This is a genomic window from Chitinophaga agrisoli (genome assembly GCF_008386695.1).
Lineage (GTDB): Bacteria > Bacteroidota > Bacteroidia > Chitinophagales > Chitinophagaceae > Chitinophaga > Chitinophaga agrisoli.
In genome coordinates this window covers 715,387-731,634 of the sequence record NZ_VUOC01000002.1, presented here as the reverse complement: position 1 = coordinate 731,634, position 16,248 = coordinate 715,387, and the positions used below count along the sequence as shown (strand labels likewise).

The following is a 16,248-nucleotide window of genomic DNA, read 5'->3' as shown; positions in this document are numbered from 1 at the left end:
CTATGACGGAATTCATCACCATCCACCATGTAGGCATCATCATGAACGGCGTAACCGGCCGTATGGGTACTAACCAGCATCTGATACGTTCTATTGCCGTTATTATGGCTAATGGCGGCGTTAAGCTGAGCGATACGGAATATATTATGCCGGATCCGGTGCTGGTAGGCCGTAATGAAGCCAAACTGCAGCAGCTGGCTGCCCGCACCGGTATTACAAAATACACCACAGACCTTGGCAGCGTATTAAGCGATCCCACCTACACGGTTTATTTTGACGCGCAGACCACCGGCCGCCGTGCAGCAGATGTAAAACAGGCGGTAAAGGCGGGTAAACATATTTACTGCGAAAAGCCCGTGGCTACCAGCACTGCCGCTGCTATGGAATTATACAGGCTGTGTAAGATAGCTGGCGTAAAACACGGCGTGGTGCAGGATAAATTATGGCTACCAGGATTACTGAAACTAAAACGCCTTATCCAGAACGATTTCTTTGGGCGTATCCTTTCCGTAAGAGGGGAGTTCGGCTACTGGGTATTTGAAGGACAGACCATTCCGGCCCAGCGCCCCTCCTGGAACTACCGCAAAGAAGATGATGGCGGCATTATCATGGATATGCTCTGCCACTGGCGTTATGTGCTGGATAACCTTTTTGGCGGCGTAAAGGCCGTGTCCTGCCTGGGCGCCACGCATATAGGGGAGCGTATTGACGAGCAGGGTAACCCTTATGCCTGCACGGCAGACGATGCCGCCTATGCCACTTTTGAGCTGGAAGGAGGCGTAATAGCGCATTTCAATTCTTCCTGGACGGTACGTGTGCGCCGGGATGATCTGCTCAGCATCCAGGTGGATGGGACCAAAGGCTCCGCCGTAGCGGGCCTGCGTGATTGTTTTACCCAGCATTATGGCAACACGCCCCGGCCCGTATGGAACCCGGATGTGGAGCAACCTATCCGTTTTTTTGATGGCTGGTCTAAAATGCCGGAGCAGGAAACTTATGATAACGCCTTTAAGGTACAATGGGAATTGTTCCTGCGCCATGTGGTAAAGAATGAGCCATTTCCGTGGGATCTTAAGGCCGGTGCACGTGGTGTACAACTGGCGGAAAAAGGGCTGGAGAGCTGGGCAAAACGCTGCTGGGTAGATGTGCCGGAACTGGAATAGCCATACCTGTATTTACATTCCTAACCGATAATCTGGAACTATGAAAGTAGCGCTCATTACCGGCGGCAGCCGGGGCATAGGCCTGGGTATTGCCCGTCATTTAGCTGCCGGCGGATATAACCTGGCCATTAACGGCATACGCCCCGCTGCGGCCGTACAGGAGGCCCTGACAGCGTTAAGGGCTTACAATGTACAGGTCATCTACTGCCAGGCGGATATCGCCTATGCGGAACAACGGCAACAGCTGCTGCAACAGGTCAAACAGCAGTTTGGCCGCCTGCACGTGCTGGTCAATAATGCCGGCATTGCGCCCCGTGAGCGCAAAGATATCCTGGAGGCAACAGAGCAAAGCTTTGATGAAGTATTGTCCACCAACCTCAAAGGACCTTATTTCCTTACGCAGGCAGTTGCTAATTGGATGATAGCCCAGCAACAGGCGGATCAGGATTGCCAGGGCTGTATCATCAACATATCTTCCATCTCCGCTACCATCGCATCCGTGAACAGGGGAGAATACTGCCTGGCCAAAGCCGCCATGAGCATGGCCACGCAATTGTTCGCCGTGCGCCTGGGCGCTTATAATATACCGGTATATGAAGTACGTCCCGGCATTATTGAAACAGATATGACTGCCGGCGTAAAAGATAAATACGACCGCTTAATAGAGAACGGTCTTTGTATACAGCCCCGCTGGGGTTACCCGGACGATGTAGGTAAAGCCGTGGCAGCCCTGGCCGCCGGTAACTTCCCGTATTCTACCGGCCAGGTGATCATGGTGGATGGCGGTCTTTCTGTGCCGCGTTTGTAGTAATGTCAGGGCATTCCTTAATAGCTGTCCGCCGGTAAAACCCTTGTTCTTCATCATTAATTCCTCCCGTTGTGAAAACACCCGTTACAAAAGAACTGCTCAAACTTCCGGTTATTGCCGCTGCCTTTGGCTATCTGGTAGATATGTACGATCTGTTCCTGTTCAGCGTAGTGCGCGTACCCAGCCTTCAAGCCGTGGGTGCTACCGGTGATGGTCTCTTGCAGCAAGGCGTATGGCTGCTCAACATGCAAATGGCGGGCCTGCTCATAGGTGGTATTGGCTGGGGCATCCTGGGTGATAAAAAAGGCCGTTTGTCCGTTCTTTTTGGTTCTATCCTTATCTACTCCCTGGCCAATATAGCCAACGGTTTTGTACAGACGGTCCCTCAGTATGCGTTGTTCCGTTTTATTGCAGGTATTGGATTAGCAGGGGAGCTGGGTGCGGGCGTAACCCTCGTAACGGAAGTGCTGCCCAAACAGATCCGTGGGTATGGTACCACGCTGGTGGCCACACTGGGCGTAATAGGCGCTATCCTGGCCTATTTTGTGGCGGATCTGTTTGACTGGCGGATGGCTTATTTCATAGGCGGTGGCCTGGGGTTGTTGTTATTGCTGATGCGGATCCGGGTCTTTGAGTCGCCGGTATTCACGCGCATGAAGACCATATCTGTACAGCGGGGTAATGTAATGATGCTGTTAAAGCCCCGCCGCCTGTTGCGTTATCTGCAATGTATTGCCATAGGTTTACCCATCTGGTTTGTGGTGGGTATCCTCATCACCTTCTCGCCGGAGTTTGGCGTGGCCATAGGCCTGGAGGAACCTGTAGTGGCAGGTAAGGCCGTTATGTTATCCTTTGCCGGGCAGGTTGCCGGCGATATTGTTAGCGGGCTGCTGAGCCAGTATGTAAAAAGCCGCCGGAAGATCGTGCTGCTGTTTATCCTGCTCTCCCTGTTGCTGGTAGGGGTATACTTGTTGGCGCCCTTAAAGACCCTGCCTGCTTTTTACCTGGTATGTGTGCTGCTGGGTTTTACCAATGGTTACTGGGCGCTGTTTGTGACGGTGGCTGCGGAGCTGTTTGGGGCCAATCTGCGGGCTACCGTGGCTACTACGGTGCCTAATTTTGTACGCGGCGCGGTTATTCCCCTCACCACATTATTCCTGTACCTGCGCGGCAGCATGGGTATTGTGCACAGCGCACTCGTAGCAGGCGCTTTAACCACGGCCGTGGCATTACTGGCATTATATTTTCTGGATGAAACATTTACAAAGGACCTGGACTATGTAGAGGCTGACTGAATTTTCCATCCCCTAAATCATAGATATGACGCCGCTTGCAAGGACCATTTGTGGTATTATCCTGTTAACTGTGCCTACCATCCAGTACGGCGGATATTTTTTGCTATCCATGATCATCATCCTTAGATCAGTCCATTCCACCGCCACTCATCAATCTCTGAAAAATTCCCTTCATTACTTTATCTTTCCGTTTATTATCTTCGTTCACCTGAATATTGTCAGGAAAACACTTAATTACATGAAAACGCTTATCTGCACTACGCCCGGGGAATTGGTTTATCAGGAAAAGGAAATGCCGTCGCTCGCGCCGGACCACGCTATGATCAGGATCCGCCGTATTGGTATCTGCGGCACAGACCTGCATGCTTTTGAAGGTACGCAACCTTATTTCGAGTATCCCCGTATCCTGGGCCATGAGTTGTCCGGCGAGTTGATAAAGGCAAACGGCGCCCCGCCGGAATTTAAAGAAGGAGAGGCGGTTACATTTATTCCCTATTTCAACTGCGGTACCTGCATTGCCTGTCGTTCAAATAAACCAAACTGCTGCACTACTTTAAAAGTATGCGGCGTACATATAGATGGGGGCATGGTGGAATATCTCACCGTACCCATACGCAGTCTGGTCCACGGACAAGGCCTTTCCTTCGATGAGCTGGCGCTGGTAGAGCCCCTGGCCATTGGCGCTCATGGCGTGCGCCGTGCGGCCGTACAGCCGGGAGAGTTTGTACTGGTAATAGGCGCCGGTCCCATTGGCCTTGGGATCATGGAGTTTGCCCGTATTGCCGGCGCAAATGTGATTGCCATGGATATCAATGAGCACCGCCTGGCGTTCTGTAAAGACAAATTGCAGGTAGCACACACAGTAAATGCAAAGGATGCTGATGTAACGGAGCAATTAAAGCGGATCACCAATAATGATATGCCTACCGTGGTGATAGACGCCACCGGCAGCCAGAAAGCGATCAACAACGCCTTTCAGTATATGGCGCATGGCGCCCGCTATGTGCTGGTAGGATTACAGAAAGGAGAGATTAGTTTCTCCCATCCGGAATTCCATAAAAGGGAATCTACGCTGATGAGCAGCCGCAATGCCACCCGCGAAGACTTTAACCATGTGATCACCTCTATGAAGAATGGCCTGGTAAAACCGGCTACTTATATCACCCACCGTGTTAGCTTCGACCGCGTAAAAGATGAGTTTGAAAGCTGGCTTAACCCGGCAAACGGCGTGATCAAAGCCATGGTGAGCATGGAATAGGGGCGGTGGTCAATACCCGTATCCAAAATTGTCTTTGCCATACCGGCCAAGCAGGTCAATACATGCGTCGTTTATCAAAGATCCCCAGACAATATTCTCGTAGAAAGTTTGTGGGTCCGGCGGGTCGAGGGTATCGTCTGTACGCATAGCTTCATCCGCTTCAGTGAGCGCCCGCTCATCGCCTTCAAAGGTAAGCTGGTAATATCTTTCCCAGACGGGTAAGTAGTCAAATGCTCTTTGCAGCTCCCCTTCCGGGCGGGTGAGCGTGTACAGTAAGGTGCCCCTGCCGGTTACCTTCAGACTGTTGTAGTATACTTTGGCCGCCACGGTAACATAACTGGTGTCCGTGCCATCGATCTCCTCCACATCTGCAGACCGGTCTTCCTGGAATTGAGACCGGTGGAAATCCTCCAGTTTTAAACTAAAGTCTATTTTCATTTGGCTGTCACTGGGCTTGTCAGCTGTTACAAAGCTCACAAAGCGGCTCTTTCTAACGTCTGACTCAATGCTGCTGCGTATTCCGTTTGCAAAATAGCTGGCAGCGTCTTCGCAACAGTCGGGCGAGGCGCCCACTGATATGGCAATGGTCATATGGCCCTTGATCACAGCACTATCCCGTAACGCGCCGGCGTCCCTATAGTCCTCAATATTGGTAAGCGCCTGGTTGAATTCCCCCCACGCTTTCCGTGCGTCGCTCTTAATGCCGGTACGTAATAGCGAATCTCCCAGGTGGTAATGCAGCGCCGCCGCTTTTTCTACTAGTGACGAAATGGCTTTGCTGTAATCCTTCGGCGTAACCACGGCAGATGCGGCGCGGAAACGGCGTATGATAGCATAGTCTTCCTGCAGTTTCATGAGTTCGGCACGGATCTTTTCATACCGCATAGGATCATTGGATTTACGGTAGTTCCTCACCTGGCCAAGGTGTACGGCACGGGCAGAGTCATAGGCGATAGGAAGCATCAGATGGGCCTTCTCATTACGGGGGCTCCTTCGCAGCTGTTTGGCAAATGCCCGGACGGCTTTATCGTATTGGCTTTTGTTGAATAACCTCAGGCCGGAACGGCAGGACAGCATAAAAAAAACAGGCAGCAACAGCAGCCATTGCATGGTTTTCATGGTATAGGATTATAAAAAGCAGGTATTAATGGCGGCAAAAATATATAATTATATCTGAATGTATCGGGCCGGCCTGCCTTGCCAAATATTGGCTGGCCGCAGGCTATTAGAGTAATTGCATAGCTTTGCCTAAAACCATTCCCCATGAAGCCACTCCTCCTTGTCCTTTCTTGTATGTTCCTCTGGTCCTGTAACTCCTGGCAATGCAGTAAAGGCGTCCGTACTACGCTCTCCGGCACGGATACGCTCGTAACCATAGAGCAATGGCAGGGCATCATCCATGCGGTTACCTGCCAGGACATAGAGGTAAAGATCACCTTCACCCGCCGCCCTAACAAGGATACCGGTTCCTACCGTATGACGCAGCACTGCCAGGACAATGGCAATACCTTTGGCGAAGAAGGCGCCTGGCGCATTAAACGCGGTAAACAGCTGCAATATGAACTCATAGGCCGCAATGGAGGTACGGCCCGTTATTACCATGTAAAGGGCAACCGCCTCATGGAACTGGATACGGATAATAATGAGGTCTCTTCCTATTTCCTTGAAAAACAGGACTAATACCTGTCAATCCACTACCTTTACTTAGTTAATACCATAAGATGGGGAGGGTTTGGTTCCACGTTACATACAACCTTGGTCTGTTATTTTTACTCCTGGCAGTTTTTACGGGTTTACCATGTTCTGCGCAACAAGCAGTGCCGATCACATCAGACCTGGAGCAGCATATCTTTACCTACGGGGAGATCCAGTATCTCGAAGATCCAACAGGCGCGCTCACCATCAGCCAGGTCAGCAGCCCTGCGTATAATGCCCTGTTTAAGGATAACACCAGCAGCACGCCCCAGAACCAGCGTCTGGGACAAGCATATTGGTACCGTATCCGGATAAAACATGACCCCGCCGTATCCAAACATTTCATTCTCGAATACTTTGATCAGACAATAGACGAGATCACGGCCTACCTGCCGGCCGGCGCGCCTTCGCCGGATGTGGCGGATACTACGCCTTTCTTCCGGGTGTTGCGCCTGGGAGATCAATACCGGTTTAACCAGCGGCCTTTCCTGCATAAGAACTTTGAGTTAAACCTGGATAATAACAAGGCAGGGGAGCAGGTCTATTATTTCCGTGTACGCTCTAATCAGATCGCAGATGTGATCATTGTGCTCCGCTCGGTAAATAAGTTCGTAGGCTATGCGTTGAATGAATATTTTTCTTTTGGCCTCTTCTACGGCATGATCCTGATCTTCAGCTTTTACAACCTTATTATGTTCCTGGCCGTCAGGCAGCGCCAATACCTCTATTATGTGTTGTACAACCTGAGCGTGGCCTTATACGAAATGTGCACAGACGGGATCGCCTATCAATACCTGTGGCCGCACGCCCCTGCCTGGAACCAGTACGCCTTTGCTTTTCCGCTTTGCGGGATGAGTATATTTGCGCTGCTCTTTACCCGCAAGCTGTTATACGTAAAGTCCAGGGCGCCCCTGCTCAATAAGATCATCCTGGGTGTGATCATGGCGCGTATTGCATTTTTCCTGGTTGCGCTGATATGGGCCCGTACCTGGTTTAACTATAAGTTCATTGAAATGATCCCCCTGACGATAGCATGTTATACTGGCGTCTATGTCTGGTTAAGGGGATACCGGCCAGCGCGCTTTTTTGTGCTGGCCTATAGTTTCCTGTTTGTGGGCTTTATGCTGAAGTTTTTTATCATGCTGGGCTATGAATGGCTCAACTTTGGCGTCATCAGCTATTACAGCCTCAGTTTCTGCTTCATTTTCGAGATGTTCTTCCTGTCCTTTGCCATTGGCGATAAAGTACGCCTGCTTAAAAAACGGAAGGAAAAAGCCCAGCGGCAGATCATCAGCCAGATGACGGAGAATGCCCGTCTCAAGGATACCCTTAACCGCCAGCTGGAGTCGCAGGTGAAGGAGCGCACCCGGGAGCTTATGGAAAAATCTGCTCTTATTGCAGAGCAGAACGACGAGCTGCAGCAGGCCAACCAGCTCCTGCAGGAACAGGCCGGCGAGATCTCCCGTATGAACGCATTGCTGGAACAGGATAACCGGCAACTGCAAACAAATGTAGAAAAGGTATCCCGCGCCCGGGTGCTGTCTGCCCCGGTGGATTTTGAAGAGTTCAGCCGGATCTACCCGGACAAGGAAAGCTGCTTCCGCTTCCTCTCAGAATTAAAATGGAGCCAGGGGTATGCCTGCCGCAAATGCGGGCACGGCCATTATTTCAGCGGCCATATAGTCTACAGCCGCCGCTGCGCCAAATGCGGTTACGAAGAGTCCGTAACGGCCAATACCATACTCCAGAATACCCGTATAGATATCAATAAGGCCTTTTACATGATCTTCCTGGTCTATTCCACCAAAGGCAAGATTTCCTCCCATAAGTTGTCAGAAATATTGGGCATACGCCAGAGCACCTGCTGGTCTTATAGCAACCGCATCAAAAAAGTAATGGAAGACCGGAAAAAGACCCTTCAGCATTCTGATGAAAAAGGGTGGAGTAAGCTGGTCATTGCCTACGACTAACTCTTTTTTGCCTGGTAACCATCCGTATCATTTTTTGTTAATTATAGCAGGGTGGCCACCGGCTTACCCTTGATTATCAGGCGTATTTAACCGTTTCATTTTACGGTATCGAAGCGTATCAACTTGGTCGTAATTATCTAATTATCAGTAAGTTACGATAAATATTTTTTGTTTTACTGTAGTTTTTAAGATAACTTTAACAGTAGAATTGCTTTACGAAGTCTTCCATGTTATGCAACCAAACCACACCAGACTGCAGCAATTGTTATCTACTCACCATTTATGCTTACGTTATGCAAAAGAAGGTTACACTTTTTATTACCTGCCTGTTGCTGGGCGTGTTTGCCTATGCACAGGATGTAGTTCCCGTTAATGGCCGTATTAAAGACCAGCAGGGCAACCCGCTGCCCGGCGTGTCCGTTAAGATCAAAAATTCCAATAAGGGTACCACTACGGCGCCGGATGGCTCTTTTAGCCTGCAAGCCGGCGCCACGGATGTGCTGGAGTTCTCCTACATTGGCTATGGCAGCCAGGAGGTGCCAGTTAACAACCGCACCAGTATCGATATTACGATGCAGGATGAGAACAAACAGCTGAACGAAGTGGTCGTAATAGGTTATGGTACCCAGCGCAAAAAGGATATCACCGGCTCCGTATCGGTTGTGGGGGAAAAGGAATTTGCCGCCCGCCCCAATACCCAGCTGGGAGCTGTGCTGCAGGGTAAGGCCCCTGGCGTGCAGGTGCTGGCGCCCTCCGGTAAGCCGTCCGCGGGCCTTAACATCCGCATCCGGGGTACCAACTCCATTGGCGGCAGCAGTAATCCCCTGTATGTAATAGATGGGGTGCCCACTACAGATACCCGTTCCCTGAACCCGGCAGACATTGAAAGCGTTTCCGTATTAAAAGATGCTTCTTCCGCCGCTATTTATGGGGCCTCCGGCGCCAACGGCGTAGTGCTGGTCACTACCCGTAAAGGCAAGACCGGCGCTCCCCGCTTTGATTTCAATGCCTATACCGGTTATTCCACCGTTTGGAAAAGACTGGATGTGCTGAACGGTACTCAGTACCGGGAGCTGATGACAGAAATGGGGAACATCACAGATTGGGATAAGTACAACCAGAACACCAACTGGCAGGATGAGATCTTCCGGAAAGGGATTTCTCAGAACTACCAGTTGGCCGTTTCCGGCAAAAGCGAAAAGACCACCTACTACCTCTCCGGCGGCTGGATCCAGCAGAACGGCGCCATACGCGCTGCTACCATGGACCGTTTTAACTTTAAGGTAAACCTGGAGCAACAGGTCAACAACTGGCTCACCATGGGTACCAACGTAGCTTATAGCCGCTGGCATGATGTAGATGTAACGGATAACATAGGCGTTGACAAAGGCGGCGTACTGCTGGGCGCACTGGCCACCCCGCCCGTCATAGGGATCTATAATGATAATGGCACCTTTACCAGCAACCCCTTCCAGGATTGGGAAAACCCGGTTGCCAGCACAGACGGAACGGACCGCAGCTACCGGCAACAGCGCGTGCTGGGTAATGTATATGCAGATGTGTATATCCTGCCTGACCTGAAATTCCGCAGCAATTTTGGTATAGACTATAACAACTCCATGTTTGATCTGTTCGTAGACCCCTTCCGTACCAGTTACGGCCGGGCAAGACAGGGCATAGGGCAGAACAATACAGACCTGATCAACTACTGGATAGCAGAAAACACCCTCTCGTACAACAAAACCTTTGGTAAGCATACAGTAGGCATAATGGGAGGCGTAGTAGCACAGAAAACCAAATGGGAAAGCGCCAAGATAGAGAAGATCGGCTTTTCCAGCGGCGGCATACCCACTACCAATGCCGGCTCTGTTTTCCAGGTGGCAGAGAACACCAAATCAGAAAAGAAGAATGCCTCCTTCCTGGGCAGGGTCAACTATAGCTTTGAAGATAAATACCTGCTCACCGCTAACTTCCGCGCAGACGCCTCCTCTGTTTTTGGTCCGGACCACCGCTGGGGTTATTTCCCATCCGCATCCATTGGCTGGCGTGTTTCGCAGGAAGATTTTCTGAAAGGGGTGACTGCCATTAACGACCTGAAGCTGCGCGCCGGCTGGGGCCTGGTAGGCAACGATCAACTGGGCGACCAGCGGTATCCCTGGCTGGGTCGCGTTACCACCGGATCTAATTATCCCATAGGCGGCGCCGTATTACCGGGCACTTCACCTTCCTCTTTTGAGAATAAGAACCTGAAATGGGAATCCACAGAACAGATCAACGTAGGCCTGGATATCACCGTGCTGGATTCCCGCCTTACTTTTAGCGCAGACGCTTACATCAAAAATACCTCAGACCTGCTGCTGAATGTGCCGGTGCCCAAGTCTACCGGGTTTGATATCTCTACCCAGAACGTAGGTAAACTGCGTAATAAAGGCCTCGAATTCCTGGTAAGCTCCCGCAATTTTACCGGCGAGTTCCAGTGGGAAACAGATTTCAATATCTCCTTTAACCGCAATAAGGTAATAGACATTGTAGGGCAGGACCTCTTTAACGCCAATGTAGCAGGCAGGGGTAATGTAAGCCTGGCGCGTGAAGGGGAGCCTTTGGGCCTGTTCTATGGCTACGTGACCGCCGGTGTGGATCCGCAAACGGGCGATATGCAATACCTGGACGCTAAAGGCGCTAAAACATTCACGCCCGCCGCAGAGGACCGCGTAGTGATAGGTGATCCCAATCCCAATTTCATCTATGGCCTCACCAACAATTTCAGCTATAAGAATATCCGCCTGAGCGTGTTCCTCCAGGGTTCCCAGGGTAATGATATGTTCAATGCCTCCCGCATAGAAACAGAATCTATGGTAGACCCACGCAACCAAAGCACAGAAGTGCTGCGCCGCTGGAAAACGCCGGGCCAGGCAACAGATATTCCCCGCGCTACGCCCAATAACACCAATAATTCGCTGATCTCTACCCGTTACGTGGAAAATGGTTCTTACATGCGCGTTAAATCCGCTACGCTCAGTTATGACCTGCCAGCTACGTTGCTGAACAAGATCCGGCTAAAGAGCCTGCGGGTATACGTAACCGGGGAGAATCTGCTCACTTTTACAAAGTACAACGGCTTTGACCCGGAAGTGAATTTCCTGGGTACCAGCACGAACAACGAAGAAGTGAACACTTCCCTGGGGGTGGATTTTGGCACCTACCCGCAAACACGTAACCTGATCATTGGCCTGAATGTTTCATTCTAATCCTTACGACCATGCAAACAAAACATATTTTATTAGGGATCTTAGCCTGCAGCCTCGCCGCCTGTAGCAAGTTTGTGGACCTGGCGCCAATCTCAGACGCCACCACGGAAAATGCCTATGAATCCGCCAGCGATGCGGAGGCGGCCCTGGTAGGCGCTTATGATGTATTCCAGCAGGAGTATTATATCTGGGATAATATCAATTTCAGTGATGTGCTCTCTGATAACTACTATTCCGGTGGCGACAATCCGGAACTTTTTGCCGTAGACCTGATGAACATCACACCGGTGAACAGCCGCTTGTTTAACAACTGGAGCCAGATCTACACCGGCATTTCCCGCGCTAATATCATACTGGATAAAGTACCGCAGATAACGGATCCCAAGCTTAATGAGAACAACCGGAAAGAACAGGTGCTGGGCGAGGCCGCTTTTCTGCGCGCATACCATTACTACCAGCTGGTGAAGATGTGGGGCGGTGTGCCATTGGTGCTGGAACCGGTTACCTCCGCAGATCCGGCCGCTACCAACAAACCACGCGCTACGGAGGCAGAAGTATATGCCCAGATCATCAAAGACCTGGAATTTGCCCTTACCCGCCTGCCGGATAAATTCGGTGATGACGCCAGCGTAAACAAGGCGCGCGCTACCAAGGGAGCGGTGAATGCGCTGCTGGCAAAAGTATATGCGCAAAAGTCTGACCGCGACTACAATAAAGTGCTGGAATATGCAAATGCCGTTATCAGCAGCCCGGCCGGCTACCAGCTGATCAATTTCAACTACCTGTTTGACGGCAGCCATTATAACAATGATGAATCCATTATGGAATTGCAGTTCACAGGCGGCGCAGAAGCCAACTGGGGCCCTCAGCTCATACTGCCTCCCTCCATTAGCGGAGATAGCTGGCGTAAGTTTGTAACGCCTTCCAAAGACCTGGTAAAGGCCTACGACACAGAAGGGGATACCGTGCGCAAAGCCGCCACGATACTGTTTGAGAACGTAAGCTGGACAGATGAGTTCTGGGCCATAGGCGGTGGGGATGTACCCTTTGCCTGGAAATGGAAAAGCGCCAACGGCTGGGCCAGTACCAACAGGCAGTATATATTCCGCCTGGCCGATATTATGCTCCTTAAGGCAGAAGCGTTGAATGAGCTGGGCCGCACCGCAGAAGCGGCCGCACCGCTTAACGATGTACGGGCGCGGGTTACCCTGAAGCCAACAACAGCCACCACACAGGCAGCCATGCGCCTGGCCATTGAAAAGGAACGCCGCCTGGAGCTGGCGCAGGAAGGCCAGCGCTGGGATGATCTACGACGTTATGGCCGCGCAGAAGCGGTGATGAATGGCCTGCAGGAGATAGACCTGCGCACCAATCAGCGCGTAAATTATAACATGACCAAGGAAAAAGAATTGTTGCCCATCCCGCAGCTGGAACGCGACCGTAATAAGCAGCTAAGCCAGAACCCGGGATACCTCTGATAATATAACAAACCGTCAGTCCATTATACATAGCTGATATGTGCGTCATTCCATTACAAGGAATGGCGCACATATACGGGCATGCCTTGCCCAATAAATACTGTAGCATTACTCCACTAAAAGCTAAGCGCTATATGAAAATTCTTTTTCTTTCGCTGCTCCTGCTGACCGCCTGCGCCAAACGCAATCCCGGCCAATCCGAAACGCCTGCCGGAGACGCTGTAACTATTGTAGGAAAAGCGCAGGTATGGGTCACCACCGGCAACCAGTCCAAACTACTGCAACAGCTGGATGATCTGGACCTTACCACTGGAGCGCCTGCACAGCAAAAGCTTATCAGCATAGACGTGGCAAAGCCACTGCAGGAGATAGAAGGCTTTGGCGCTGCCTTGACCGGCTCCTCCGCCTACGTTATTCATCAGCTAAAGGAACCACAGCGCAGCCGTCTGTTGCAGGAGTTGTTTGATCCGCAGCAGGGCATCGGCATCAGTTATCTCCGCCTCACCATGGGCGCATCTGACTTCTCTTTGACAGACTTTACTTATGACGATATGCCGGCCGGACAAACAGACCCTAACCTGACGCACTTTTCCATTGCGCAGGATAAACAGCACGTGCTGCCTGTGTTGCAGGCTATCAAAGCCATTTCCCCAGGGCTAAAGATCATGAGCACCCCCTGGAGCCCGCCCGCCTGGATGAAGGATAATGGCCAGCTGGCCGGTGGCCGCCTTAAGCCGGAATGGTACAACGCCTATGCCGCTTACTTTGTAAAATACCTGCAGGCCTTCCAGCAGGAGGGGATCGTTATCCATGCGGTTACGCCTCAGAATGAGCCCCTGCACGAAGCAAAATATCCCTCCATGCATATGGATGCCGGCGCGCAGGCAACATTCATCCGCGACCACCTGGGGCCCGCATTCAAAAAGTATAATATCCATACAGGTATTATCATCTATGATCATAACTGGGATGCCCCGCAATACCCCATCAGCATCCTGAATGATACTGCCGCCCGCCAGTATGTTACCGGCGCTGCTTTCCATGCCTATGCGGGCCAGGTAAGCGCCATGACGCAGGTGCATGCCCGGCATCCGGATAAAGGTCTTTATTTTACAGAGATCTCCGGCGGCGCCTGGGCCCCCCAATTTAGCGACAACCTGGAGTGGAACATGAGCAATGTATTTATCGGTACCATGAATAACTGGTCCCGCACGGCACTCCTCTGGAACCTGGCGCTGGATAACAATTACGGGCCGCGTAACGGCGGTTGCCAGGATTGCAGGGGAGTGGTGACCATTGCGGCAGATGGCAGCATTACCCGCAATGTGGAGTATTATGCCCTGGGCCATATGGCGCGTTTTATACGCCCCGGCGCAGTGCGGTTAACCATTACAGGCAGCAATACCGCCGGCCTGGAAAGTGTGGCTTTCCTTAATAAAGATGGAGCCCGTGTACTGGTAGTGCTCAATTCCGGCGGCAATGCGCAAACCTTTACTGTTGCGGATAAGGACCGGCAGTATAATTGCTCGCTCGAAGGCAATGCAGTAGCCACTATTGTATGGAAATAGTGGCTATCGCGCTACAGCTATATATCCTTCATATGTCCACGCATTAGCATATCAGCAAATCAGCACATTAGCACATTTGCAAATCATCGTTTATTTTTGCTGGCATAAATCACCCAATGATCATGCTGCAATTATCCAACGATAAACTCGCCATCACCGTAGCCGAAAAAGGCGCGGAACTGCAAAGCCTTACCCGTACAGACTTACAACAGGAATACCTTTGGAGTGGCGACGCTGCTTTCTGGGGTAAGAAAAGCCCGGTGCTGTTCCCGATAGTAGGCGGCCTGCTGGACAATAAGTACCAGTATAACGGGCAATCGTATACGCTGGGCAGGCACGGCTTTGCCCGCGACATGGTCTTTGAGGTGGCGGAACAGGCTGCCGCCAGCGCTACCCTCCGCCTTACCAATAACGATGATACGTTAAAAGTATATCCTTTCCCCTTCAGCTTTGAAGTGGCCTATGCCCTGCAGGATAACCGCCTGACGGTTACATACAGGGTACGTAATACCGGCACGGCAGATCTGCTTTTTTCCGTAGGAGGGCATCCTGCGTTTAAGCTGCCCCTGGAACCTGGCGTAGCTTACGAAGACTACTACCTGCTTTTTAACCGGGAAGAGACCACCGGCAAATGGCCGCTTTCCGCCGGCGGACAGATAGAGCGTACACCCGAGCCCCTGCTGGATCACACGCAAAAACTACCGCTTGCCAAGCCTATGTTTTACAAAGATGCCCTGGTGCTCAAACACCTGGCCTCTACCGCTATTACCTTAAAGAGCGACACTGCTGCCCGCGGACTGGAATTCCATTTTGACGGCTTCCCTTACCTGGGCATCTGGGCCGCAAAGGATGCGGACTTTGTATGTATAGAGCCCTGGTGCGGAATTGCCGATCATGTAGACGCCAGTGGTCAGCTGCAGGAAAAAGAAGGCATTATCACCTTAACGCCCGGACAAACATTTGAAAGGGCCTGGAGTGTGGTGTTGTTTTAATGTACAAGATCAGCATTAACATAGCTTAACAATGCTTAACCCGCTTTAACGCGGCTGTGGGCGGTTTTATCCTAATTTGAGTGAAAGATAAAACCGCTTACTTATGAAAAACAGGAACATCCTCATCGCTGTTATCATTGGCGCCGCCATTTCCGCGTTGTGCGCTTTCCGTATACCTGTACAGGCGCAGCAATGGCAGTACTGCACCATTACTGTTTATGCCAGGGGCCTTTCTCTTAAGACCAGGATCTCCATCGACTATGGTCAGGAAAAAGGCAACCGTATCAGCGATGCTAATCGCCCTAAGGATGAACAGGGAAATTTGATAGAATTTAATACTGGTGTAGATGCGCTCAATTACATGGGGCGTGATGGGTGGAAATGTATAAACGCTTCTGTAGACACCGCGGGTGGCATGATACAATACCTGCTTTGCAAACCCGTTCTGTAAGGCGGCCCCTGCATTGAGCTATGGCACCATTTTAGCGGCACATACGGAAGGAAGGAAACCATTTATTTTTTAACCGCTAAATATGAAGGTTATGCCAGTACGAGATAGATCCATAGGTAATCAGGGGTTGGAACAGGGTGGACCTAATATGGGAAATGATTACAGCAGGAATATCACCCGTGAAACACAGGTAAATGACAGCGATACCCCAGTTGTAGGAAAGAATAAGAAAAAAGCGGGTAAAACTGCTACCAGTCCACGCACAAAATCAAAAACAACCCGGCAAGTTAAAAAATAGCTTGCCCTATACTGAACGGGCGGC

Annotated in this window: 13 protein-coding genes; 12 read left to right on the top strand and 1 reads right to left on the bottom strand. The window is 51.1% G+C overall.

What is annotated here, in order from left to right; translation table 11 throughout:
* Positions 1-2: 2 nt before the first annotated feature.
* From F0L74_RS10355 to F0L74_RS10340, 4 genes are all read left to right on the top strand, one after another.
* Entirely contained in the window at positions 3-1,163 is a 1,161-nt protein-coding gene (locus tag F0L74_RS10355) for a Gfo/Idh/MocA family protein (RefSeq protein ID WP_246197671.1), read from the top strand.
* Between the two features lie 40 nt (positions 1,164-1,203).
* Positions 1,204-1,971 (top strand): 3-ketoacyl-ACP reductase, encoded by a 768-nt coding sequence (locus F0L74_RS10350; RefSeq protein ID WP_149837794.1) that lies wholly within the window; start codon positions 1,204-1,206, stop codon positions 1,969-1,971.
* A 71-nt stretch (positions 1,972-2,042) separates the two neighbouring features.
* Entirely contained in the window at positions 2,043-3,266 is a 1,224-nt protein-coding gene (locus F0L74_RS10345; protein ID WP_246197670.1) for an MFS transporter, read from the top strand.
* A gap of 238 nt (positions 3,267-3,504) precedes the next feature.
* A complete protein-coding gene (locus F0L74_RS10340; RefSeq protein WP_149837793.1) occupies positions 3,505-4,524 on the top strand; it encodes a zinc-binding alcohol dehydrogenase family protein in 1,020 nt (339 codons plus the stop codon).
* Between the two features lie 9 nt (positions 4,525-4,533).
* On the opposite strand, the gene F0L74_RS10335 is transcribed toward F0L74_RS10340, so the two are convergent.
* Complete coding sequence (locus tag F0L74_RS10335) at positions 4,534-5,643, bottom strand: tetratricopeptide repeat protein (protein WP_149837792.1); 1,110 nt, start codon at positions 5,641-5,643, stop codon at positions 4,534-4,536.
* Positions 5,644-5,787: 144 nt separating this feature from the next.
* Between F0L74_RS10335 and F0L74_RS10330 the strand changes: the two genes are divergently transcribed.
* The 8 genes from F0L74_RS10330 (at position 5,788) to F0L74_RS10295 (ending at position 16,224) form a co-directional block, all read left to right on the top strand.
* Complete coding sequence (locus tag F0L74_RS10330) at positions 5,788-6,204, top strand: copper resistance protein NlpE N-terminal domain-containing protein (protein WP_149837791.1); 417 nt, start codon at positions 5,788-5,790, stop codon at positions 6,202-6,204.
* A 137-nt stretch (positions 6,205-6,341) separates the two neighbouring features.
* Complete coding sequence (locus tag F0L74_RS10325) at positions 6,342-8,189, top strand: 7TM diverse intracellular signaling domain-containing protein (RefSeq protein WP_246197669.1); 1,848 nt, start codon at positions 6,342-6,344, stop codon at positions 8,187-8,189.
* Between the two features lie 293 nt (positions 8,190-8,482).
* The gene (locus F0L74_RS10320; protein WP_149837789.1) at positions 8,483-11,437 is read left to right on the top strand and encodes a SusC/RagA family TonB-linked outer membrane protein; all 2,955 of its coding nucleotides are present in this window, start codon (positions 8,483-8,485) and stop codon (positions 11,435-11,437) included.
* A gap of 11 nt (positions 11,438-11,448) precedes the next feature.
* Positions 11,449-12,915, top strand: coding sequence for a RagB/SusD family nutrient uptake outer membrane protein (locus F0L74_RS10315; RefSeq protein ID WP_149837788.1), 1,467 nt, complete (start codon positions 11,449-11,451; stop codon positions 12,913-12,915).
* Positions 12,916-13,049: 134 nt separating this feature from the next.
* The gene (locus tag F0L74_RS10310) at positions 13,050-14,483 is read left to right on the top strand and encodes a glycoside hydrolase family 30 protein (protein ID WP_149837787.1); all 1,434 of its coding nucleotides are present in this window, start codon (positions 13,050-13,052) and stop codon (positions 14,481-14,483) included.
* A 122-nt stretch (positions 14,484-14,605) separates the two neighbouring features.
* Entirely contained in the window at positions 14,606-15,475 is an 870-nt protein-coding gene (locus F0L74_RS10305; protein WP_149837786.1) for an aldose 1-epimerase family protein, read from the top strand.
* 103 nt (positions 15,476-15,578) lie between these two features.
* A complete protein-coding gene (locus F0L74_RS10300) occupies positions 15,579-15,926 on the top strand; it encodes a hypothetical protein (protein ID WP_149837785.1) in 348 nt (115 codons plus the stop codon).
* An 82-nt stretch (positions 15,927-16,008) separates the two neighbouring features.
* Positions 16,009-16,224, top strand: coding sequence for a hypothetical protein (locus F0L74_RS10295; protein ID WP_149837784.1), 216 nt, complete (start codon positions 16,009-16,011; stop codon positions 16,222-16,224).
* The last annotated feature ends 24 nt before the right edge of the window (positions 16,225-16,248 follow it).

Coding starts and splice junctions, on each gene's coding strand:
- F0L74_RS10355 (WP_246197671.1), top strand. CDS start 3: ATGACGGAATTCATCACCATCCACCATGTAGGCATCATCATGAACGGC.
- F0L74_RS10350 (WP_149837794.1), top strand. CDS start 1,204: ATGAAAGTAGCGCTCATTACCGGCGGCAGCCGGGGCATAGGCCTGGGT.
- F0L74_RS10340 (WP_149837793.1), top strand. CDS start 3,505: ATGAAAACGCTTATCTGCACTACGCCCGGGGAATTGGTTTATCAGGAA.
- F0L74_RS10335 (WP_149837792.1), bottom strand. CDS start 5,643: ATGAAAACCATGCAATGGCTGCTGTTGCTGCCTGTTTTTTTTATGCTG.
- F0L74_RS10330 (WP_149837791.1), top strand. CDS start 5,788: ATGAAGCCACTCCTCCTTGTCCTTTCTTGTATGTTCCTCTGGTCCTGT.
- F0L74_RS10320 (WP_149837789.1), top strand. CDS start 8,483: ATGCAAAAGAAGGTTACACTTTTTATTACCTGCCTGTTGCTGGGCGTG.
- F0L74_RS10315 (WP_149837788.1), top strand. CDS start 11,449: ATGCAAACAAAACATATTTTATTAGGGATCTTAGCCTGCAGCCTCGCC.
- F0L74_RS10310 (WP_149837787.1), top strand. CDS start 13,050: ATGAAAATTCTTTTTCTTTCGCTGCTCCTGCTGACCGCCTGCGCCAAA.
- F0L74_RS10305 (WP_149837786.1), top strand. CDS start 14,606: ATGCTGCAATTATCCAACGATAAACTCGCCATCACCGTAGCCGAAAAA.
- F0L74_RS10300 (WP_149837785.1), top strand. CDS start 15,579: ATGAAAAACAGGAACATCCTCATCGCTGTTATCATTGGCGCCGCCATT.
- F0L74_RS10295 (WP_149837784.1), top strand. CDS start 16,009: ATGAAGGTTATGCCAGTACGAGATAGATCCATAGGTAATCAGGGGTTG.